This window comes from Microaerobacter geothermalis (genome assembly GCF_021608135.1).
In the GTDB taxonomy this organism is placed as follows: Bacteria; Bacillota; Bacilli; order DSM-22679; family DSM-22679; genus Microaerobacter; species Microaerobacter geothermalis.
The window spans coordinates 47,203-66,434 of sequence record NZ_JAKIHL010000012.1; the positions used below are offsets into that span (position 1 = coordinate 47,203).

Consider the following 19,232-nt stretch of genomic DNA (forward strand, 5'->3'; position numbering starts at 1 on the left):
GGGCCACCACCATTTTCATATCAATTTGTGACCCTTCGGGTCATGTAAGTTTATTTACGCATATATATCAGGATTTTTGTTGTCCAGGAAGGGGAGATTCACCATGTCGTTACCGGATAAACCTTTTTCATTGAAAGGAAAACGGCAGCCTTTAGGAGATCTCATAGTTCCGAAGTTGCTGTTTTTTGCTGCGCTAATCTCAATTTTTACAACCGTGGGAATTGTTCTTACGCTACTGCTGGAAACTATTAACTTCTTTCGGGTCGTTCCCTTTTTTGAGTTTCTGACGGATACAAAATGGACACCTCTGTTTAAGCCACAACATTTTGGAATCCTTCCTTTATTGAGCGGCACGCTTCTGGTTACCATTGGAGCGAGCATTGTTGCTTTACCCATCGGATTAGCTAGTGCCATCTATTTAAGTGAATATGCCCCTGATCGGGCAAGGAGAATCATTAAACCAATTTTGGAAGTCCTTGCTGGAGTTCCAACTATTGTTTACGGCTATTTTGCCCTTACATTTGTCACTCCGGTGATAAGGATCTTTTTGCCCGATACGGGGATTTTTAATGCCCTAAGTGCTAGCATTGTGGTTGGAATCATGATTATTCCGATGGTTTCCTCCCTCAGCGAAGATGCCATGGGATCCGTACCAAAGTCCCTTAGAGATGGTGCTTATGCCTTGGGTGCCACAAGATTTGAAGTGGCTCTTAAAGTGGTCCTTCCTGCTGCCCTTTCAGGTATTGTCGCTTCATTTGTATTGGCATTATCCAGGGCCATTGGGGAGACGATGATTGTTACAATCGCAGCCGGCGCTACTCCAAAATTGACAGCGAATCCCTTAGAAAGTATTCAAACGATGACCGCCTATATTGTTCAGGTCAGCCTTGGGGATACACCATATGGTAGCATCGAATATTTGACAATTTTTGCTGTTGGGATGACTTTATTTGTCATCACCCTTCTAATGAATATCATTGCTCAGTGGATTACTCGCCGCTTTAAGGAGGAGTATAAATAATGGATGTAAAATTGGAACAATTGATCAAGAAAAGAAAAAGGATCAATCAAATCAATCATTGGTTGTTTTTCGCCGGAACATCGGTTGGAATTATTACTCTTGCGATTCTTATCTATAGCATATTATCCAAAGGGTTAGGTTGGTTTGATTGGCAGTTCCTCACCAGCTTTCCTTCCCGTTTTGCTGAAAAGGCAGGAATCAAGTCAGCCTTGTGGGGGAGTATTTGGCTCATTGCCTTAACAGCCCCTATCTCCTTTATACTTGGTGTTGGAACAGCGATATATTTGGAAGAGTATGCAAAGAAAAATTGGTTCAGCAAATTGATCCAAATCAATATTAATAACCTGGCTGGGGTTCCTTCCATTGTATTTGGGATTCTGGGATTAACTCTCTTTGTAAGGGGAATCGGTTTTGGGAGAAGTTTAATTGCCGGGGCATTAACCATGAGTCTATTAATTTTGCCCATTATTGTTGTTTCTGCCCAAGAGGCGATTCGCGCCATACCTGAGACCATAAGGAATGCTTCGTATGCCTTGGGTTCAACCCGTTGGCAAACGATAAGGAATATTGTACTGCCTGCTGCGTTTCCCAGCATTTTAACCGGAACCATCCTTGCCTTATCCAGGGCGATCGGTGAAACAGCTCCTTTGATTATGATTGGAGCCCTTACCTTTGTTGCTTTCACGCCGAAGAGCATTTTTGATTCCTTCACTGTTTTGCCTATTCAAATCTTCAACTGGACCTCCAGGCCTCAGGAAGAGTTTCAGTATGTAGCTGCGGCAGGAATTATGGTTTTGCTTATTGTATTATTAACGATGAACTCCATCGCTATTTATTTACGGAATAAATTTCAGCGCAGATTCTAATGGATGTCCGTATCGGCAGAATTTTTATATGTACGGAACTAAACTTACATGACCCGAAGGGTCACAAATTGATATGAAAAGGTATTTTCATATCAAAGAATTTACAAAGGACGGCCTTCGAGTTCGAACTAAGCGAAAAGGCTAAAGAACGGGAATTAGCCCTCAAACTGACTCCACCTTTGAAATAGCCAGATGTTTTTGAGGGCTCCGTTCTTTAGACTTGAAGTGGACATTAACCACATCTGGACCGAACTCGACAAGCAGACGTGTAAATCTTTAGTTCCGGATCTATAGTCTGAATAGGGGAGTTGAATGTAGTGTCTATCATTGAAGTAAAGGATTTAAATTTATATTATGGGGATTTTCATGCCCTAAAAGATATATCCATGAATATTGAGGAAAAATCCATCTGTGCATTTATTGGTCCGTCTGGTTGCGGGAAATCTACCTTTTTACGAACATTAAACCGGATGAATGATATGATACAGGGAGTTCATATAACCGGCTCCGTTAGAATCCTTGGAGAAAATATTTATGATCCGAACGTTAGTGTGGAATCCTTAAGAAAAAGAGTAGGAATGGTATTTCAACAGCCCAATCCTTTTCCTAAAAGTGTGTACGATAATATCGCCTTTGGTCCCAGAATGCATGGCATCACCAAAAAGAATGATTTGGATGAAATTGTTCAGGAGAGCTTAAAAAAGGCTGCCCTTTGGGAAGAAGTAAAGGATTACTTGAAAAGACCGGCCTATGGATTATCCGGCGGTCAGCAGCAGCGCCTTTGTATTGCCAGAGCCCTGGCAGTCAATCCGGACATCTTGCTGATGGATGAGCCTACCTCTGCCCTTGATCCGATTTCAACGGCAAAAATAGAGGAATTAATTCAGGAATTAAAGAATAATTATACCATTGTGATTGTTACCCATAATATGCAGCAGGCTGCCCGTGTATCTGACGTGACCGCATTTTTCTTGCAAGGTGAAGTGATTGAGTGTACGGAAACATCTACACTTTTCCAGAACCCAAGGGACAAAAGAACAGAGGATTATATTACCGGACGTTTTGGTTAATTTATTGAAAAAATGAGGTGAGTGTATGAACAGAGAAGCTTACAGTCGTTCCCTGAATGAATTAAAGGAGAAGTTATTAAGAATGGCAGAAGCCGTTGAAATTTCCATTGATCAATCCGTCAGGTCCCTTGCCAATTTAGATAAGGAATTAGCCCAAAAAACCTTGGACCGGGATGTAGAGATTGACCAAATGGATTTAGAAATAGGGAATAAGGCAATCACACTGATCGCTACGCAACAGCCTGTTGCCAAGGACTTAAGAAAGATAGCAGCGGCCATGCATATTTCCAAGGATTTGGAGAGAATGGCTGATTTGGCATGTAATTTGGCAAGGGTAACCATCGATTTTGTTGATGAAAATTTAACCCTCTATAAACCTTTGGTGGACATTCCGAATATGGCAAAATTAACCCAGGAGATGGTTCACGATGGAATCAACTCCTATATCACCGAAAATGTGGATTTGGCCAGAAAAATGGCTGAAAAAGATGATGAAGTAGATCGGATTTATCAGGAGATATTGGATGAACTTGTTGAATATATGACCGAAAACAACAAGCATATTAAAGAGGCTATGAAATTTGCTTTTGTTGCCCGATTCCTGGAGAGGATGTCTGATCTGGCTACTAACATCGGTGAATATGTCACCTACATTGTGGAAGCCAAAAAAGCAGATTTAAACTAGATCCATTGGTACGGAAAAGATTTACACGTCCACTAGTCAAATCCGGGCGAAAATACGAGAAGGGACCATCAATTAGGTCAAATCGTCCCTTTACCTTATTTGTCAGGCACGATATTCTCTAAGAGAATACTTCGTATATAGATAGTTAAACAAACCGGGAGTACCTGATTAGGTCTCCCGTCTATTATTTTCTGATTTTTTACCAACTTCCCCTATAGGTTCTTCTGGTGTGGCTGCTGTTTCTCAATCTTTCTTCAATTTGACGCAATCTTCTATCAACGCGACGATCATGCTGCTGTAATTCCTCAAGAATTAGCCGTGTATTCCTTAATATTCGTAACGTACGTCTGTCAATCCTGAATAAAAGTTGACGGTTGGTTTGGCGAACCCCTAAATTTTCATTCATGGTGTCACCTCCCTTCTACAATAAAAATTTTATGTGATAGAAGGACAGGAGGGTATAGACAGGAGCGGTTTTTCGTTTATTTCTTCCAAAATAATGAATTTGTCCATCAGACAATAAACTATCTCACCCATTTATATTGAACCAAGTCTTCTTTCTTATCGTTCATTGATTAATCAGTTGAAATTGGATACCATGAATTTATTACATGAATCAATAATTTTTTTAAAGGATTCGACAAAGGGAGAAGTTATAAGAATGATTACTTATGTTGTAACTGGTTTAGCTGGAGCTGTGGGATCACTGCTTCGTTATGAATTAGGTTTGATCATCTCCAATTGGTGGATTCAGTCTTTTCCGCTGGCAACACTTCTGGCCAACTATATTGGAGCATTTTTTCTTGGATGGTTTACAACCTGGTCTACTCATTCTTCCTCAATACCCTCCCATATTCGCATTGGAATAGGCACAGGTTTAATCGGTTCTTTTACTACATTTTCCACCTTCAGTGTTGAAACGTTGGAACTGGTTCAAAGGGGTTTGTGGGGTTACGGGATCTTTTATGTGTTAATTAGTTTATGGGGCGGACTATGGTTGGCCTGGAGCGGATACCGGCTTGCCCGAAAACAATGGGAAAAGAAGGAGAATGAAAGGAAAAAAGGACTGGAGGGACATTCTGGATGATATGGAACAGCTTGATGGTGGCTTTGGGAGGGTGTTTTGGAGCCGTTTCACGATATCATGTCAGTCAATGGATGTTGAAACGATTTCCTTCCCATTTCCCTATCGGAACTCTATTTGTAAATTTATCAGGTTCATTTCTTCTGGGTTTTCTCATTGCGGCAGATTGGCCAGCTTCTGTCCTGCTGCTACTTGGAACAGGATTTATGGGAGCTTTTACTACTTTTTCTACTCTAAAGGTAGAAAGCATCCAGTTAGCAAGAAAAAAAGAGTGGAGAATCCTGGTGATTTACCTGGGCGCTACGTACACAATTGGTGTTCTGCTTGCTTTTTTGGGATATTTAGGTGGCAAGTATATTTTTTAAGACGAATGTACTAATTTGAGCATTCTTAGGTAAACGTCCATACCAAATAGGGGGCTGATGAATAGAGATGGTAGAAGATAATAGGGAAAGGGGGATTAAGATGAGCGGAATTTTTAACGATGAATTTACTTTGGTTCTGGTGTTGTTCATCCTGCTCGTCATTGTGGGGGCATCTGATTGAAGATGATATCATAAGTAAGGAGGAAAAAATGAGCGACGATTATAAGGAGAAGTATATGTACCATCGGGAAAGAGCAATGTACTACCACAGGAAGGCTCACATGTCTATGGGAGATCCCTTTTTGCACATGTACTATTTGGAGAAGTATCAGTACCACAAAAAAATGGAGTATTATTACCATAAAAAAATGCATATGGCCGGGATGGATGAACACGGGATGATGAGTGAACATCAGATGAAGGTTATGCATGAATCCTCTAAAATGATGATTGAGGAAAGCTGAGTTGGGTATTTAAACCCAGCTCTTTTTTTAATATGATGTACATAGTAGTCAATAAGCGAGGAGAGTGTTCATAATGAAGGCATTTTTAGAGAGAAAAAATATAAAATTGTCTGCCGAAAGATATTTTATTACATCATTAAACTATATGGCACTTGGCCTGTTTTCCTCTTTAATCATTGGTCTAATCTTAAAAGTAATCGGGGAACAGTCAGGCTGGAATTGGCTGGTTGAGAGTGGAAAATTAGCCATGTCTATGATGGGTCCGGCCATTGGAGTGGCGGTAGCTTTCGGTTTAGAGGCTCCGCCGTTGGTTATTTTCTCATCTGTAATTACTGGATTGGCGGGAGCCCAATTGGGAGGACCGGCAGGAAGCTTTGTTGCAGCAGTATTTGGAGCGGAATTTGGAAAAATGGTATCCAAGGAAACGAAGGTGGATATCATTGTCACACCGATGGTCACGATTTTGGTGGGTCTAATGGTGGCACGTCTGATTGGCCCGGGAATCGACCAGTTGATGAAAAGCTTGGGATTATTTATCATGTGGGCTACAGAACTGCGCCCCATACTCATGGGAATTTTGGTGGCAACGGTGATGGGACTTGCCCTCACAGCACCGATATCCAGTGCAGCCATCGCGATTATGCTTGATTTAAAAGGGTTGGCCGCAGGAGCTGCTACAGTGGGCTGTGCTGCCCAAATGATCGGATTTGCCGTCAGCAGCTACCGGGAAAATGGAATAGGAGGGCTTCTTGCTCAAGGCTTGGGAACCTCCATGATTCAAATTCCAAACATCGTTAGAAATCCCTGGATCCTGCTCCCTCCCACGGTTGCCGGGGCAATTCTGGGCCCCATGGCTACCACGTGGTTTCAGATGGAGAATGTACCGACAGGGGCTGGAATGGGAACCAGTGGATTAGTGGGACAATTTGGCACTGTTGCCGCTATGGGTCTCTCATCTGAAGTGATAGTTAAAATCTTGTTGCTTCAATTTTTCCTTCCGGCTCTTATCTCACTGATTTTCTCAGAGCTGTTAAGAAAATGGGGAAAAATAAAATACGGGGATATGACCTTACGGGGATAATTGGAGGTGTGCAGCAAGATGCCGCAGATCAAAGGGAAATGGCTTGAATACATCATAGGGGAAGAGGAAGGGGGATGTCTCCTCCAGGAAGTGTTAAAGGAGAAACTGTTGATCTCCCGACGAATGGTGAACAGACTAACCCGCAAAGAGGGTATCAAATTAAACGGCCGAAATCCTTATTTAAAAAGAATGGTTAAGCCGGGAGATAAAATCCAGATATTAGTAGAGGGAGGAGCAAAAAGCAGCAATTTAATTCCTGAAGACATCTCTTTTGATATTTTGTATGAAGATGAAGCGATCATTGTCGTCAACAAACCGCCCAATTTAATGGTTCATCCGGTGAAATTAGGGCAAAGCGGAACGTTGGCGAATGGGTTGCTTTATCATTGGGAAAAGAAAGGGGTCACGCCTGGTGTTCACCCTATCCACCGTCTGGATAAAGATACCTCGGGAGCCATCTTAATTGCCAAATCGGGATATCTTCACCAATTGTTGGATCGGCAGTTAAAAGAAGGTGAAATCATTCGGGTCTATACCGCCGTTGCTGAGGGACAATTTCTTGAAAAAAAAGGGACCATTACATATCCCATCGCAAGAAGCACAGAACATCCGATTAAAAGAATCGTCTCTTCCACTGGTGATGAAGCCATTACCCATTATCAGGTAGTTGAACAATATGGACAAGGGGCGTTGCTTCGGCTTCAACTGGAAACAGGAAGAACTCATCAAATACGAATTCATTTAAGCCATCTGGGCCACCCACTGTTTGGAGATACTTTGTACGGAGGACGAACAGAATGGATTGATAGACAGGCCCTCCATTCCCAATCCATTCGGTTCTTTCACCCGGTTTCGAAAAAAGAGATGTTATTTGAAGCACCGCTTCCAAAGGATATTGTCCAACTTATAGAAAATCTTCAAAAAGCCCGGTGAATCTTGCCCAGTATCTAACCCCACTAATATTCGCGATTATGAATCTTGAGATAAGTGGCGGGAGGCTCCTGGACAAGTTTAACTAAACAGGTAGAAAAGAAAACTACACCTGAAGTAAGTTTACTATGCAGGAGCGCTATATTTGTAAATGTTACAGATTTTTAAAAAATCCCGGAACCCATGGACAGTGAAATATGAAATGGTTACAGTTAACGTATAGGGGGATGGGAGGGCGTTTTACTTGAAAATCAAGACATCTCTTTTTTTGTTTTTTGTTGTTTTGTTAATTCTAAATACAGGAGCGTTATTAATCACCTTCATCCACGATGAGAATATGGGAAAGAAGATTAATCTGGCTGGTAAACAGCGGATGCTGGCAGAAGAAATCACGAATCAAGTGTATCAGCTGTATCTATCGGAACCTGATCAAATAGAGGAACAAAAGAATGAAGTGTTTACGGTGGTAAGAGCCTTTGACTTGGGATTGTCCATATTGGAAACAGGAGATATTGAATTGGACATCTCGCCAAGTAGGGATAAAGAAGTGATTGCTGTTCTGAAGGATATCCGAAGTTTTTGGGGAAGTTACAAACTAAAACTGGCTGAAATCATGAATAGCCCCTTGGATAAGGAACAAATCAACCATTTATTAAATGACCATAATCAGCTCATTTCTTTTTCAAATCAAATGGTTAACCTTTTGGAGCAGGAGGACCGTCAAAGAATTGAAACCCTTCGATGGCTTCAGGGGACTGTGCTTCTCATTACAATCATTTACATTCTGATTTGTTGGGTGCTCATTTCCCGGAAAATGTCTGATCCGATCATTCGCTTGGCGGAATATTTATATGACCAGCTATCATCAACGGATTCCGACTCGGAGATCAAAAATCTCCTTCACCGCCTGTTTTGGTCCGGGAAGAAATTTAGGGAACTGGCTGAAAGGGATAAAGAAAGCAATACTCTGACAAAGGCAAGTTTCTTACAAGGAGTTCGGGAGTTGCTTTTACAATCCCATCTTCGGGATGAATCGATAACCTTATGCCTTTTTAATATTCCGTCCGATTACGAAGGATATGAAAAGGATTTTTGCATGGTTGTCAGAAGCTGTTTGAGGGACGATGATTTGTTAGGAAGAGTCGATAAAAGCAGGTTTGCCATCCTGTTGCAAAAAGCAAATAAAAAACAGGCAGAAGAGGTTATGGGAAGAATATTAAAACGAATTCAGGTATATCCCTTTACAACCGGCTCAAAAATCAAACTGGACAACTGGAAGGTGGGTCTTTCGTCTGCACCGGAAAGTGGTGTTTGTCCTGAACGACTGCTGGCAGAAGCTGAGAGGCAATTGAACTCTCTAGAATCGGTTCAAACTGCAAATATAAACATAGAAAAAGCGATTCCCTAATGGTGGAACTACACATACATGACCCTTATTTTAGGGAATCGCGGTTTTGTTCAATTTAGGATACGATTTAAAATAGCACTTACTTCTCCCCGTGTAACGGGTTGATCGGGTTTAAACAGGCCGTTTTCATATCCATTGATGACTCCTGACATCTGGAGGGTGGAGATGGCTTTCTCTGCCCAGTGGCCCACAATGTCCGGGAACATTCTTTTTTCTTCGCTTGTGTTAAAAGAAAATGAGCGACTTAATATGGCAGCCAATTCGGCTCTGGTAACCGGATGTGCCGGTTTAAAGGTTCCGTCAGGATATCCCTTCATCAATCCGTATAAGGAGATGGTCCCAATGGATGAAGAAGACCATCTTTCCATGGGAACGTCAGAAAAGGGGAATCCTTTTTTATCCGGAAGCTTCATGACTCTTTTAAGAAGTTGGGCCATTTCTTCTCTTGTTATGGTTTGGTTGGGTCTAAAGGTGCCATCCTGATATCCATTAATGAGATGGAGCCGGTTTAAAGATAGGATCGCATCTCTCCCCCAATAGGTTGAAATATCCCGGAAGGGATTATTCTGATATCGATCAACTTTAAACCAAAAGGCAGGATCTTCTTGACCCAATCTCCATGCTCCCCACCCGGCCAATTGATATTGATTGACCAACTGCAATTTTTGGGTTAAACTTCTTTCGTTTTCATACCAAATTTCATAAAGAAAGTTTCCACGTTTATCATATAGTTTGACATAGGGTACCTGGTTTTCTCCATCCCAGCCGGGCTTGCCGCCGTATGTCGAGATAAGATTTTCAATTTGAGAATAATTGATTCCTTTTCCTTTGCTGCCGGATGACCAGGTTCGCCCATAAAAAGGAAGGCCCAAGATGATTTTTTCAGGCGGAATGATTTTCGTTAGATAATCCAGAGATTCCTTTATCCAGGGTATTCCTGCGACTGGCCCGGGTGGGCTCCCTTCATAGTGCTGGTCATAGGTCATCACATATATGTAATCGGCGATCTTTCCGATTGCTTCATAATCGAAGGACGCGAACCATCCTGTACTTTGATTTCCTGATACGGGAGGGATGGCAACAGTCACTGTTTTTCCAAGGGGTTGTAATTTATCCGCCAGCTTTTTTATGAATTGGGTTTGCAAATCCCTTTCACTCTCTGTCAGGTTTTCAATATCATAATTGAGGCCATCCAAATCATAGGATACGATGGACTTTACCAGTTGCGCCACAATCTGATCCTGGTTTTTTAATGCAAGAATCCCCGACTGCCTGTTCCAATGGTTGCTGATAAAAGGAATTATCTTTTTTCCGGTTTCTCGTATATACTTAACAAGGCTTTCATTTACATCGATTGTCAATTGACCATCCTTATTTAAAACAAAGAAATTAGGTGAAACAATTTCCACTTTATCCTTCGTGATATTCAATTGTTTAATGTATGTATTAGTAGTTCCTCCGTATAAATAAACTAGGGTTTGCTGAGGAATATGGGCTCCACTTGCCAACGATGGAAAAAGAAATAAGAAGAACAACAGATATACAATTTTTTTCATTTTGTTTCTCCCATTCTCCCATTGATTTATTTTATTTTTGCCCGAAGGCTAACCGTTTCCTATATCATAAAATAAATGGTTTACACATGCTTTAGTAAATCATTGGCAATTTTGGATGTGGCGCTAAGACTTCGGATAAGTTAAAATATATAGACGGAACTAAACATTCACTAAGGAATATAATACATGGTTGAAGGAGATGGGACCATTGGAAAAGAGGAATCATCCAAACCTGTTGGATCAAATTTTGGAGCATAATCGGAAATTTGTTGAAAATAAAGAAAAGTTTGATATTCCTTTGTATCATCCGGTCAGCAAGATTCCTAGCAAACAATTGGCTGTGTTTACCTGTATGGATACTAGGCTGGTTGAGTTTTTGGAGGATGCTTTGGGGATCAGACGTGGAGATGCCAAGGTAATCAAAAATGCCGGCAATACGGTGACTCGTCCTTTTGGAGCCTCTATCCGCAGCTTAATGATATCTATATTTGAATTGGGGGTAAAAGAGATTATCGTGATTGGTCATAAGGATTGCGGAATGGCTGCAGCCACTGCCCAAGGATTAAAGGAAAAAATGTTGAACCGGGGTATTTCACCAGATGCGATCAAAGTGATTGAAGATGAACTGGAGCAATGGGTGGACACCTTTCATCATCCTATTGAAAATGTACATGAAGTGGTAAAAAAGATAAGGGACAACCCATTTATTCCTAAGGATGTCCCTGTTCATGGCTTGATTTTTTGTCCGGAGGATGGTCGTGTGGAATTAATTGTTAATGGCTATGAGGCAATGATAAACGATGAAGCACAGTGATATATTATTTTACGCTGTCCAGCAGAGATAAATCTACAAACCCGTTCAAGTTGGCTTCACCTTTAATGAAGCCTAATTTTTTTGAAGCATCGGCAAATTCCTGAAGCACTTGGCTATCCAGGTCATAGGTATAAGAAACCCGCTTAAAGGAAGATTCGAGAATATCTGTAGGTAGTTCTTTTTTGGCAATTTCTTTAATGGTCTCCTGCACAATCTGAATGCTCTCAACTTTGTTGTTATTAATAAAGTCAATACTTTTAATGTGTCCCTTTAAGATGCTTTTTACTAATTCAGGGTTGTCCTTTAAGATATTCCCGTTTGTGACAAGAATGGTATCAGAAAGCTTTCCTCCCCACGGAACCTGATCCCAATCGGCAAATACAATGGCTCCGGCTTTTTGTTCCATTTGGGAAGCCCATGGTTCTGAAACCGCAGCCACATCAATCTGTCCTTGTTGAAGCAGACCTAACATTTCGGCAGGTGCCATTGGGCGTTGTTCTACTGAACCGCCCCTGGCTTTGTTAACCAATCCAACACTTTCCATGGCGGTTTGTAAGGAAATATCATGGGTACACCCGATGGCAGGAGTAGAGTAAATTTTTCCATCTAAATCAGCGACGGATGTAACGCCGGATGACTTGCTCGCTACAAACACAATTCCTCCGGTACTGACTCCAGCAATGGCTTTTACATCTGCCCCTTTTAAAAATCGGTTTATGGATGGACCAGGTCCGACATAACCGAAATCAAGCTGCCCTGTCATTAGGGCATCCATAAAGAGGGAGCCATTGGGAAAAATTTTGGTTTCCACTTTAACACCATCGCCCAACTCTTCCTGGAAAAACCCCTTTTTCAGCCCAATCATGGCTGGGGCATGGGTAACATTAGGGAAATATCCTATAGTTACCACTTTCTTGTCAGCGATGGTTACCTTGCTGTCTTCCGAATTTGTTGCAGATTCACTACCGCAACCTGCTAACAACAGGAGCACCATACTCATTACTGCAAAAAACAACCATTTTTTCATTTTCTCAACTCTCCTTATCCTTTTTGTAATCCCCAACGGGTTAAAACTTTGTCTTCCAATTTTCGAAATACCATTTGATCCATGATGGATCCGATCATCGCGATAATCACCATCACCGCAATCACCATTTCCATACTTCCCATTGCTCTTCCAAACATGAGGATTTGGCCTAATCCGGTTCCTGTTCCAATCAACTCCCCGGCCATTAAGGCCCTCCAGGCGAAGGCCCAAGCTAATCTTAATCCGGTGATAAAGTAGGGAAGGGCAGCAGGAATACTTACTTTCCAAAAAAGAGAGACTCCTTGGACACCCATCGTTTTGGCAGCCCTTAAGAAGATCGGCTGTACATTTTTTATTCCAGCGGTGGCATTTATCGTCATGGGCAGGGTTCCTCCTAAGGCCACAACAAATATAATGGAAGCTTCCCCCCCTTGAAACCACAACAGAGCCAACGGCAACCAAACAATGCTCGGGACACTTTGCAAAGCCAATACTAAAGACCCCAGTGTATCCTCCACCAACCGGAATGTAGCAATGAAAATTCCCAAAATGGACCCTAACAGAAGAGCGATGGTGTAACCGATAGCCAGTCTTTTAAAGCTGGCTCCCAGGGCTATAATAAAGGTTCCATCTAAAGTACCCTCCAATAAGGCTTTAAACACGGTAACGGGGGATGGAAATAATAGAGATGGCCAAATTTCAAGCCTAAATATGACTTCCCATATCCCGATCAACAGACCAAGGAACACGGTTCTCTTTAATACGGTAGTCATGACCCATCTCCTCCTTTACCACTTTCTCAATCTCTTCTGCCAAAACATCCATAATCTTTTCTTCCAGGTGCAAAAGAAGACGGTCACCGATCTCTCTCGGGCGCCCTGCTTTTACCTGAAATTCTTCTTTTATATTTCCGGGACGGGTTCCGAATACCAATACCCGGTCAGATAGTTGAACGGCTTCCCTGATGTTATGGGTTACAAATAGGATGGTTTTTTTGGTGTTGAACCAAATGTCTTGCAGTTCTCTATGTAGTACCATTCTCGTTTGTTCATCAAGGGCACCAAAGGGTTCATCCATCAATAGTATTTTGGGATCCAAAGCAAGGGCTCTAGCTATGGACACTCTCTGTTTCATTCCTCCGGATAATTCGTGGGGATAGGATTTGGCAAATCGGCTTAGATGGACAGTACGAAGGTGGGCCATCGCCACATCTTCCGCTTCTTTTTTCGAGAGTTTTTTGGATCGAAGGGCAAAAATGACATTTTCTAAAACGGTTAGCCAGGGAAATAAGGCGGCTTCTTGAAAAACCACTCCCCGGTCTATACCCGGTTTTTCAATTCTCTTTCCATCCAAAACCACCTCTCCGTCACTGGCTTGATCTAGTCCGGCAATGATATTTAATAAGGTTGATTTGCCACAGCCAGATGGTCCAAGAAATGAGACGAATTCTCCGTGGTTAATGGTTAGGTTAATTCGATCTAATACAAGAAGTTCTTTTCCGTCCTTCTGGAGAAAGGATTTGGAAAGTTGATTGATTTGTAGACCCACGATTTCTCCTCCTTCCAAAAAATCAGATGATATGATGATCATGGGAAATTTCGTCAAACAAAAATCATAAATTCATATAAAAATAGTGTGAATTAAAAAAGGGAAGTTGTCAATACTTTTTTCTGGTCAAAATTAAAAAAATATAAAAAGGACGGGTTTGATTTCCCGTCCAGGTGATTGCATAAATGGGGCTATCTCATTGGTCTAGTTACTCCTCTTCTCATATCATTTAGAATCCCGTTGAAGTCATTCGTATCTAGGCGATTGTTATTCAGTCCGGCGATGCGTTGAGTGAATCGGCGGTCAGATGTAACAAAGACATCAAAACCGGGTTGAACACGATTTATTGCAGCTCGTACTTGGCTTTCGATTTGGTTGGCAGATTTTCTGCTTCTGCTGTCTACATCAATTCCAACGAGCACATTATTGCCGGAGATCAGAACGCTTGCATTATCCACGCCTCTAACCCTCGCTGCTGCATCTGCCATTCTCTCCGCTAAATCATTGGTATTGTAGGCATTAAATCCCCTTGTACCAAAACGATTATTGCCAAAATTGTTCATGGGTCCAATGTTTGTTCCATAAGGACTGTAACGATTGTCGTAGCCATATGTTCCAGGCGTGACATAACGATTGTTGTAAGGTGTTACACCATAGGGACGAGTACCGTCAACACCAAGTGTTCCATAGTTATTTCGGTTATTGTCGTCAGGAGCAGCTCCACGATAATTGGCGCAGGCTGCCAAGGAAGAAACCACTAAAACTAATGCAAAGAGAAGCAACCACTTTTTTGCATAAATTTTTTTCATCCTTTCACCTCCATCCATAGTATGAGTAGGATGAGGAAAATCAGTCGTGCTTTTCGATGGGTAGGATGTGTTATTTTCCCATCTCCATTAATTCAGAAACCGTTGCAAAGCGGTAACCCCTTTTTCGCAGTTCAGCAATAATCATAGGCAGTGCCTCCGGCGTATCTGGGCAGGAATCACTGGCGTGCATCAAAATGATATCTCCTGGATGAACCCGAGATAAGACACGATTAACCACCCTTTGCACTCCAGGTTTTTTCCAATCCAGGGAATCGGTATCCCACTGGATGACTTTGTATCCCATGTCATGTAAGACCTTAAGTACCCTTGGGTTAAAGTCCCCATTGGGTGTGCGGATTAAGGTTGGTTTTTTTCCAGTGATATCGTATAACGCTTTTTCTGCCAATTTCACTTGTTCTCTGATCCAATCATTACTGCGGGCACTGTAATTTTGATGCTGGTATCCATGACTTCCAATTTCAAAACCCATGGCGTCAATTCTTTTTACTATATCCTGATGTTTTAATGCCCAGGGTCCAGAAAGAAAAAAAGTGGCCTTGTTTACCAAAGTGTATTCCAGGACATCCAATACCGGATGGGGAATGTTATTGCCCCAACTGATATCAAAGGTAAGGGCTACCACTTTTTCATCCGTTTTGACATTGTATATTGCCGCCCAGGGTTCTTCAGCGTATGCAGCAGAAGTCGGGAAAAGGAGAGTAAAACCAAGGAGAAGGATAAGCAGAAAAGCCAGCATTTTTTTTCTCAAGTCATTCACCTTTCTTTCAAGATCGAGATATGGGAGGTGAGAGGTGGGACTGGAGTTATAAAGAAAGCTAACGTTAGTTTTTCTCGGGGGAGGGGAAATATGGGTGGCATATCTTAGCAGGGAAAATTTTCATAAAAAAATCCCTTTCTATCTTGAAAGGGAAAAACTACATATGATCATGAGGTATTTAATCAAAATCATTGAAGAAAAATAGGAAAAAGAGAATGATAATGATTAAGAAAAACCCATTACCACCAAAAAATCCAAAACCTTTGCTCATGGGAATCCCTCCCTTCCTTGGTTATAGTTACGGAACTAAATCTCCGATCATATCGTAATTACAAGAGGAATACTGTTCTTCATACACACCTTATGTATCGATGAAAGGGAATGTTTGTGTGATCACCTATTTATCATCTAAAAAGAGGAATTTGGGCAGAAGAATATTGGGCAAAGGTGATGCATGATGAAAAAAAAGTTTACTGTGGTTGTGCTTTTTATGTTCATGATTCTTCATCATCCGCAGGGTATCTATGCCAGTAAAAATAATGCAACAAAGATTACCATTACGGTTAGAAGCTCCGACTCATCTACTTTTTTTTCTACGTTAAATATTGATGGGGATTTTTCTTTTTTTGGACAGTTGGATAAAAGGCAATCCTTTTCCCAGATGATACCGGATATTCCCTTGGCTGAAATCACATTTTCCAAAGGAAAAAAAGGAAATGTAAAATATCTCTCTGATTCCTCCCATCAGTTGTTTCTGCTCCCCGATTATCAGAGGATTCCTTTATCAGATCAGGAAAAATCTTTCATCGTTAAATATGTGCAAATGACCCGAGAGGCACATTTTGGCAAAGACTATCCCTGGAAACAAGTAAAAAAGTGGTTTTTTCGCTATAAGGTGGCTCAAATCATCGATATTGAAACGGGGAAAAAATTTAGGGTTCAGCGAAGGGCAGGAAACCGTCATGCGGATGTTCAACCCTTAACCCTAAGGGATACAAAGGTGATGAAGGAAATTTATGATGGGAAGTGGAGCTGGAAGAGAAGGGCAATCTTAGTTCAGATAGACGGATATACGATTGCCGCTTCCATGCATGGAATGCCCCATGGGGCTGGAGCGATTCGTGATAATGGATTTCCGGGCCATTTTTGCATTCATTTTGCAGGAAGCAAAACCCATCGAAGAGGAAATCTGGATCCTGGACACCAATTGATGATTGCCAAGGCCTCAGGGCAAATCCCTAAGATATTACAGGATGCTGATGGAACACGTCTGATTCATCTGTTTATGGCTGCCTGGAATGCCCAGGATTGGGAACTGATGAAGTTGATGATGATTAAAGAAAATCAAGATGATTTTTTCTCATGGGCAAAGGGAGTCAAGGGGATAAACATAAAGGGGATAAACGAGAGGGCGGATATCGAGAAGGAAAAGAACGATGAGAATTTGATAGAACATCTTGTGATGGAAGTTTCCGAACCGGTTTCTTTATATACAAACGATCAAAGGGAAGTCAGAACAACATTGACCTTTCTTTTGGCTCGGAATATCACGGACAGATGGAGGATTGTATCAGTAACGAACGGATAACAGGTCCGGAGGACAGCGGCAGCGGGCATGGATTGCCATGACCCTTGTCCAGGGACAGGCAGCATTCTCTTCAAAATGAGTATTGACAGATAGCTGAATAACGGGAAAACGGGCATGCAAGCCCGTTTTTTAGCCGAATATGTCATGTAAGTTAATCTTGAAATCTTCAAATATGCCAACCTTTACGGTTTCGTCATTGGCGTATACTTGCGGTTCAGTGAATACGTTCTCGGACAGTTTATAAACCTCCAGATATTGGTTAACCGGGTCAATGATCCAGTATTCTTTGACTCCCGAAAGCCTATATCGTTTTAATTTTGTGCGTTTGTCTTTAGCCGCCGTAGAAGGTGATAGAACCTCTACAACCATGTCAGGAACACCGATACATCCCTTTTTGTGTATCTTGGATGGGTCACAGATGATGGTGATGTCCGGTTCAACATAATTGCCGTTCTCAGTTTCATCCAGGTAAACGGCAAACGGTGCTACAAATGATTGACAGGTCTTTCCTTTAAGATAAGCATAGAACTCGCCTTGCAGTCTGCTAACCACTTTTTGATGATCTGAGGATGGCGGAGGTGTCATGTCATAAACCACACCGTCAATTCGTTCCCATCGTTCAAATTCCGCTTCCGATTGTTTGATTTCCACATATAGCCCCCCTTCGTTTAAAATTTTGTAAAAAAGCTGCTCAAAGAATGTTCAACGATTTTTTCCTTAATTGTACCATGGGAAATAAGTTTATTCAAAACATGGGGAAATAGAGCATTCATTGTTCCGATGTATTGATAGAATGAATTATTACTATGGGAGTACAATATTGACAATGATAATCGTTTTCAGTTAATATATAAAAAAATGATGATAGGATAAGTGTTTTCCTTTGGCTAATCATCCATGTACCAAAAAAATTCAGCAGAACTTGTAAAGGAGGTAAAGCAATGCCGTCATTATTGGTTGTTGGCGGGGATCATTTAGGAAACATAGAAGAGAAACTGGCCAATATTGGTTTTGATACAGTGATACATATTACAGGGAGAAAGTCGCAGACTGTAAAAAAAGGAATTCCCGAAAATATTGATCTAGTATTGGTATTAACCGATTATATTAATCATAATTTATCAAAAGTAATCAAACAGAAGGCAAAAGAGCAATCGCTTCCCATTTGCTTTGCCAAGCGTTCATGGTGTTCGATCTGCCAGGTTTTGGAAAGTTGTAAAGAGTGTCCTCTTAACCAAGCTCATTACTATCCGATGGCTAACCGCCACTAAGACTCCCACTTCTTAAGAGAATAAGTGCGCCATAACAATCACCTCCTTCATAATAGGATTGGAGGTTTTTTTTATTTTCATACTTGAATCAATTTCATAATTCATTTTCTTAATGAAGCTGACAGAAACAGAATTTTTTATCTTGCATTTTAAAAAATATTTTTATGATCTCTTAAGCCACCTTTGCTTTCAGTTGAGCATTCATCCGATCTACAGCTAACTTGGAAGCATTGAAAAGGAGGCAGATTAAATCAAAATGGACCTTTGCCAGTTCACCAGTACGGTGCCGAATGTTGTTAAGTTGAAAATATTCCTTTAGGTATGCTATGACTCGCTCCACTGCGGTACGTTCATTGTAGAGGTTTTTCCATGCTTGGGTTCCTCTTGCTGGTGCAGGATACCTTCTTAAATCGGTTGTTTTCTTGATTTTGTAAACTTTTTGGCATAAAGTATCATGAGCAAGTGGACAGTCTTTGCATTCCTTAGGGCGTGTGTACTTTAATGTTTCGTATTTCGGATCATAGCTGTCATATCGATAAGAATGTTCACGTACGCAAGTCGGTGCAAAATGTTGATCAAATCCGACAGGTTCAGGTTCATTTCGTTTGTTATACGCAATAATGGCGTCTGCTTTCATACGAAAAACCTGTTGGTAAATAGGAACATAATCATAGCCTGCGTCTGCTATTACTTTTTTGATGTTCAGCATTGGAAACTTTTGTGCAAGTCCTTTTAATAGAGAGCTTTTTGCGATGTGCTTTTTTTGTGATTGGTAGCCGCGAAATAATTAGGTCAGTTTAGTGGCTTGAGACGTTTTTACTGTATAATCGACGCGGATGCAAGTGCATGACAGTGAACCGGGGTCGT

At 41.3% G+C, this 19,232-nt stretch carries 22 protein-coding genes and 1 pseudogene; 14 read left to right on the forward strand and 9 right to left on the reverse strand.

All coding sequences use genetic code 11. The features are described from left to right. Positions 1-103: 103 nt before the first annotated feature. From pstC to phoU, 4 genes are all read left to right on the forward strand, one after another. Positions 104-1,021, forward strand: a complete 918-nt coding sequence (gene pstC / locus L1765_RS06890; RefSeq protein ID WP_236405927.1) for a phosphate ABC transporter permease subunit PstC — start codon at positions 104-106, stop codon at positions 1,019-1,021. Then, on the forward strand, positions 1,021-1,887 hold the full coding sequence (gene pstA, locus L1765_RS06895) for a phosphate ABC transporter permease PstA (protein ID WP_236405928.1): 867 nt from the start codon (positions 1,021-1,023) through the stop codon (positions 1,885-1,887). Before pstC ends, pstA begins: the two co-directional genes overlap by 1 nt. 317 nt (positions 1,888-2,204) lie before the next feature. Continuing rightward, on the forward strand, positions 2,205-2,957 hold the full coding sequence (gene pstB / locus L1765_RS06900) for a phosphate ABC transporter ATP-binding protein PstB (RefSeq protein WP_236405929.1): 753 nt from the start codon (positions 2,205-2,207) through the stop codon (positions 2,955-2,957). Positions 2,958-2,982: 25 nt separating this feature from the next. Next, positions 2,983-3,642 carry a phosphate signaling complex protein PhoU gene (gene phoU / locus L1765_RS06905; protein ID WP_236405930.1) on the forward strand — a complete coding sequence of 220 codons (660 nt, stop codon included), beginning with the start codon at positions 2,983-2,985 and terminating at the stop codon, positions 3,640-3,642. Between the two features lie 199 nt (positions 3,643-3,841). Here the strand turns inward: phoU and L1765_RS06910 are convergent, their stop codons facing one another. Further along, positions 3,842-4,048, reverse strand: coding sequence for a hypothetical protein (locus L1765_RS06910; RefSeq protein ID WP_236405931.1), 207 nt, complete (start codon positions 4,046-4,048; stop codon positions 3,842-3,844). A gap of 255 nt (positions 4,049-4,303) precedes the next feature. On the opposite strand from L1765_RS06910, the gene crcB (L1765_RS06915) reads away from it, so the two are divergent. The 7 genes from crcB (L1765_RS06915) (at position 4,304) to L1765_RS06945 (ending at position 8,974) form a co-directional block, all read left to right on the forward strand. Then, positions 4,304-4,729 carry a fluoride efflux transporter CrcB gene (crcB, locus tag L1765_RS06915; RefSeq protein ID WP_236405932.1) on the forward strand — a complete coding sequence of 142 codons (426 nt, stop codon included), beginning with the start codon at positions 4,304-4,306 and terminating at the stop codon, positions 4,727-4,729. Beyond that, positions 4,726-5,091 (forward strand): fluoride efflux transporter CrcB, encoded by a 366-nt coding sequence (crcB, locus tag L1765_RS06920; RefSeq protein ID WP_236405933.1) that lies wholly within the window; start codon positions 4,726-4,728, stop codon positions 5,089-5,091. Before crcB (L1765_RS06915) ends, crcB (L1765_RS06920) begins: the two co-directional genes overlap by 4 nt. 67 nt (positions 5,092-5,158) lie before the next feature. Beyond that, positions 5,159-5,272, forward strand: coding sequence for a YjcZ family sporulation protein (locus L1765_RS06925; protein ID WP_236405935.1), 114 nt, complete (start codon positions 5,159-5,161; stop codon positions 5,270-5,272). Positions 5,273-5,300: 28 nt separating this feature from the next. Beyond that, positions 5,301-5,555, forward strand: a complete 255-nt coding sequence (locus L1765_RS06930) for a hypothetical protein (RefSeq protein ID WP_236405937.1) — start codon at positions 5,301-5,303, stop codon at positions 5,553-5,555. A gap of 73 nt (positions 5,556-5,628) precedes the next feature. After that, positions 5,629-6,636: a PTS transporter subunit IIC gene (locus L1765_RS06935; RefSeq protein ID WP_236405938.1), complete on the forward strand. Its 1,008-nt coding sequence runs from the start codon at positions 5,629-5,631 to the stop codon at positions 6,634-6,636. 18 nt (positions 6,637-6,654) lie between these two features. Then, on the forward strand, positions 6,655-7,569 hold the full coding sequence (locus tag L1765_RS06940) for an RluA family pseudouridine synthase (RefSeq protein WP_236405939.1): 915 nt from the start codon (positions 6,655-6,657) through the stop codon (positions 7,567-7,569). A gap of 241 nt (positions 7,570-7,810) precedes the next feature. After that, complete coding sequence (locus L1765_RS06945) at positions 7,811-8,974, forward strand: diguanylate cyclase domain-containing protein (RefSeq protein ID WP_236405940.1); 1,164 nt, start codon at positions 7,811-7,813, stop codon at positions 8,972-8,974. A 50-nt stretch (positions 8,975-9,024) separates the two neighbouring features. Here the strand turns inward: L1765_RS06945 and L1765_RS06950 are convergent, their stop codons facing one another. Further along, entirely contained in the window at positions 9,025-10,530 is a 1,506-nt protein-coding gene (locus L1765_RS06950; protein ID WP_236405941.1) for an S-layer homology domain-containing protein, read from the reverse strand. Between the two features lie 208 nt (positions 10,531-10,738). On the opposite strand from L1765_RS06950, the gene L1765_RS06955 reads away from it, so the two are divergent. Then, on the forward strand, positions 10,739-11,344 hold the full coding sequence (locus tag L1765_RS06955) for a beta-class carbonic anhydrase (RefSeq protein ID WP_236405942.1): 606 nt from the start codon (positions 10,739-10,741) through the stop codon (positions 11,342-11,344). 4 nt (positions 11,345-11,348) lie between these two features. Here the strand turns inward: L1765_RS06955 and L1765_RS06960 are convergent, their stop codons facing one another. From L1765_RS06960 to pdaB, 5 genes are all read right to left on the reverse strand, one after another. Continuing rightward, positions 11,349-12,371 carry an aliphatic sulfonate ABC transporter substrate-binding protein gene (locus tag L1765_RS06960; RefSeq protein WP_236405943.1) on the reverse strand — a complete coding sequence of 341 codons (1,023 nt, stop codon included), beginning with the start codon at positions 12,369-12,371 and terminating at the stop codon, positions 11,349-11,351. 14 nt (positions 12,372-12,385) lie between these two features. Then, positions 12,386-13,144, reverse strand: a complete 759-nt coding sequence (locus L1765_RS06965; protein ID WP_236405944.1) for an ABC transporter permease — start codon at positions 13,142-13,144, stop codon at positions 12,386-12,388. After that, positions 13,077-13,919: an ABC transporter ATP-binding protein gene (locus tag L1765_RS06970; protein ID WP_236405946.1), complete on the reverse strand. Its 843-nt coding sequence runs from the start codon at positions 13,917-13,919 to the stop codon at positions 13,077-13,079. The genes L1765_RS06965 and L1765_RS06970 overlap by 68 nt, the downstream gene beginning before the upstream one ends. 191 nt (positions 13,920-14,110) lie before the next feature. Continuing rightward, positions 14,111-14,728, reverse strand: a complete 618-nt coding sequence (locus tag L1765_RS06975; RefSeq protein WP_236405948.1) for a YhcN/YlaJ family sporulation lipoprotein — start codon at positions 14,726-14,728, stop codon at positions 14,111-14,113. Positions 14,729-14,798: 70 nt separating this feature from the next. Next, positions 14,799-15,485 (reverse strand): polysaccharide deacetylase family sporulation protein PdaB, encoded by a 687-nt coding sequence (gene pdaB / locus L1765_RS06980; RefSeq protein WP_236405959.1) that lies wholly within the window; start codon positions 15,483-15,485, stop codon positions 14,799-14,801. Positions 15,486-15,963: 478 nt separating this feature from the next. Here pdaB and L1765_RS06985 point away from each other — a divergent pair, with 478 nt between their 5' ends. After that, entirely contained in the window at positions 15,964-17,094 is a 1,131-nt protein-coding gene (locus L1765_RS06985; RefSeq protein ID WP_236405950.1) for a hypothetical protein, read from the forward strand. Positions 17,095-17,223: 129 nt separating this feature from the next. Here the strand turns inward: L1765_RS06985 and L1765_RS06990 are convergent, their stop codons facing one another. Beyond that, positions 17,224-17,745, reverse strand: coding sequence for a Uma2 family endonuclease (locus L1765_RS06990; protein WP_236405952.1), 522 nt, complete (start codon positions 17,743-17,745; stop codon positions 17,224-17,226). A gap of 290 nt (positions 17,746-18,035) precedes the next feature. Here L1765_RS06990 and L1765_RS06995 point away from each other — a divergent pair, with 290 nt between their 5' ends. Then, entirely contained in the window at positions 18,036-18,365 is a 330-nt protein-coding gene (locus L1765_RS06995; protein ID WP_236405954.1) for a DUF2325 domain-containing protein, read from the forward strand. Positions 18,366-18,537: 172 nt separating this feature from the next. On the opposite strand, the pseudogene L1765_RS07000 reads toward L1765_RS06995, so the two are convergent. Further along, positions 18,538-19,104: pseudogene (locus L1765_RS07000) on the reverse strand (transposase); the annotation flags it as partial. Between the last annotated feature and the right edge of the window lie 128 nt (positions 19,105-19,232).

What these genes read in the sequence shown, in the direction of transcription:
- pstC (WP_236405927.1), top strand. Translation starts at nt 104, where the DNA reads ATGTCGTTACCGGATAAACCTTTTTCATTGAAAGGAAAACGGCAGCCT.
- pstA (WP_236405928.1), top strand. Translation starts at nt 1,021, where the DNA reads ATGGATGTAAAATTGGAACAATTGATCAAGAAAAGAAAAAGGATCAAT.
- phoU (WP_236405930.1), top strand. Translation starts at nt 2,983, where the DNA reads ATGAACAGAGAAGCTTACAGTCGTTCCCTGAATGAATTAAAGGAGAAG.
- L1765_RS06910 (WP_236405931.1), bottom strand. Translation starts at nt 4,048, where the DNA reads ATGAATGAAAATTTAGGGGTTCGCCAAACCAACCGTCAACTTTTATTC.
- crcB (WP_236405932.1), top strand. Translation starts at nt 4,304, where the DNA reads ATGATTACTTATGTTGTAACTGGTTTAGCTGGAGCTGTGGGATCACTG.
- crcB (WP_236405933.1), top strand. Translation starts at nt 4,726, where the DNA reads ATGATATGGAACAGCTTGATGGTGGCTTTGGGAGGGTGTTTTGGAGCC.
- L1765_RS06925 (WP_236405935.1), top strand. Translation starts at nt 5,159, where the DNA reads ATGGTAGAAGATAATAGGGAAAGGGGGATTAAGATGAGCGGAATTTTT.
- L1765_RS06930 (WP_236405937.1), top strand. Translation starts at nt 5,301, where the DNA reads ATGAGCGACGATTATAAGGAGAAGTATATGTACCATCGGGAAAGAGCA.
- L1765_RS06935 (WP_236405938.1), top strand. Translation starts at nt 5,629, where the DNA reads ATGAAGGCATTTTTAGAGAGAAAAAATATAAAATTGTCTGCCGAAAGA.
- L1765_RS06940 (WP_236405939.1), top strand. Translation starts at nt 6,655, where the DNA reads ATGCCGCAGATCAAAGGGAAATGGCTTGAATACATCATAGGGGAAGAG.
- L1765_RS06950 (WP_236405941.1), bottom strand. Translation starts at nt 10,530, where the DNA reads ATGAAAAAAATTGTATATCTGTTGTTCTTCTTATTTCTTTTTCCATCG.
- L1765_RS06960 (WP_236405943.1), bottom strand. Translation starts at nt 12,371, where the DNA reads ATGAAAAAATGGTTGTTTTTTGCAGTAATGAGTATGGTGCTCCTGTTG.
- L1765_RS06965 (WP_236405944.1), bottom strand. Translation starts at nt 13,144, where the DNA reads ATGACTACCGTATTAAAGAGAACCGTGTTCCTTGGTCTGTTGATCGGG.
- L1765_RS06975 (WP_236405948.1), bottom strand. Translation starts at nt 14,728, where the DNA reads ATGAAAAAAATTTATGCAAAAAAGTGGTTGCTTCTCTTTGCATTAGTT.
- pdaB (WP_236405959.1), bottom strand. Translation starts at nt 15,485, where the DNA reads ATGCTGGCTTTTCTGCTTATCCTTCTCCTTGGTTTTACTCTCCTTTTC.
- L1765_RS06985 (WP_236405950.1), top strand. Translation starts at nt 15,964, where the DNA reads ATGAAAAAAAAGTTTACTGTGGTTGTGCTTTTTATGTTCATGATTCTT.
- L1765_RS06995 (WP_236405954.1), top strand. Translation starts at nt 18,036, where the DNA reads ATGCCGTCATTATTGGTTGTTGGCGGGGATCATTTAGGAAACATAGAA.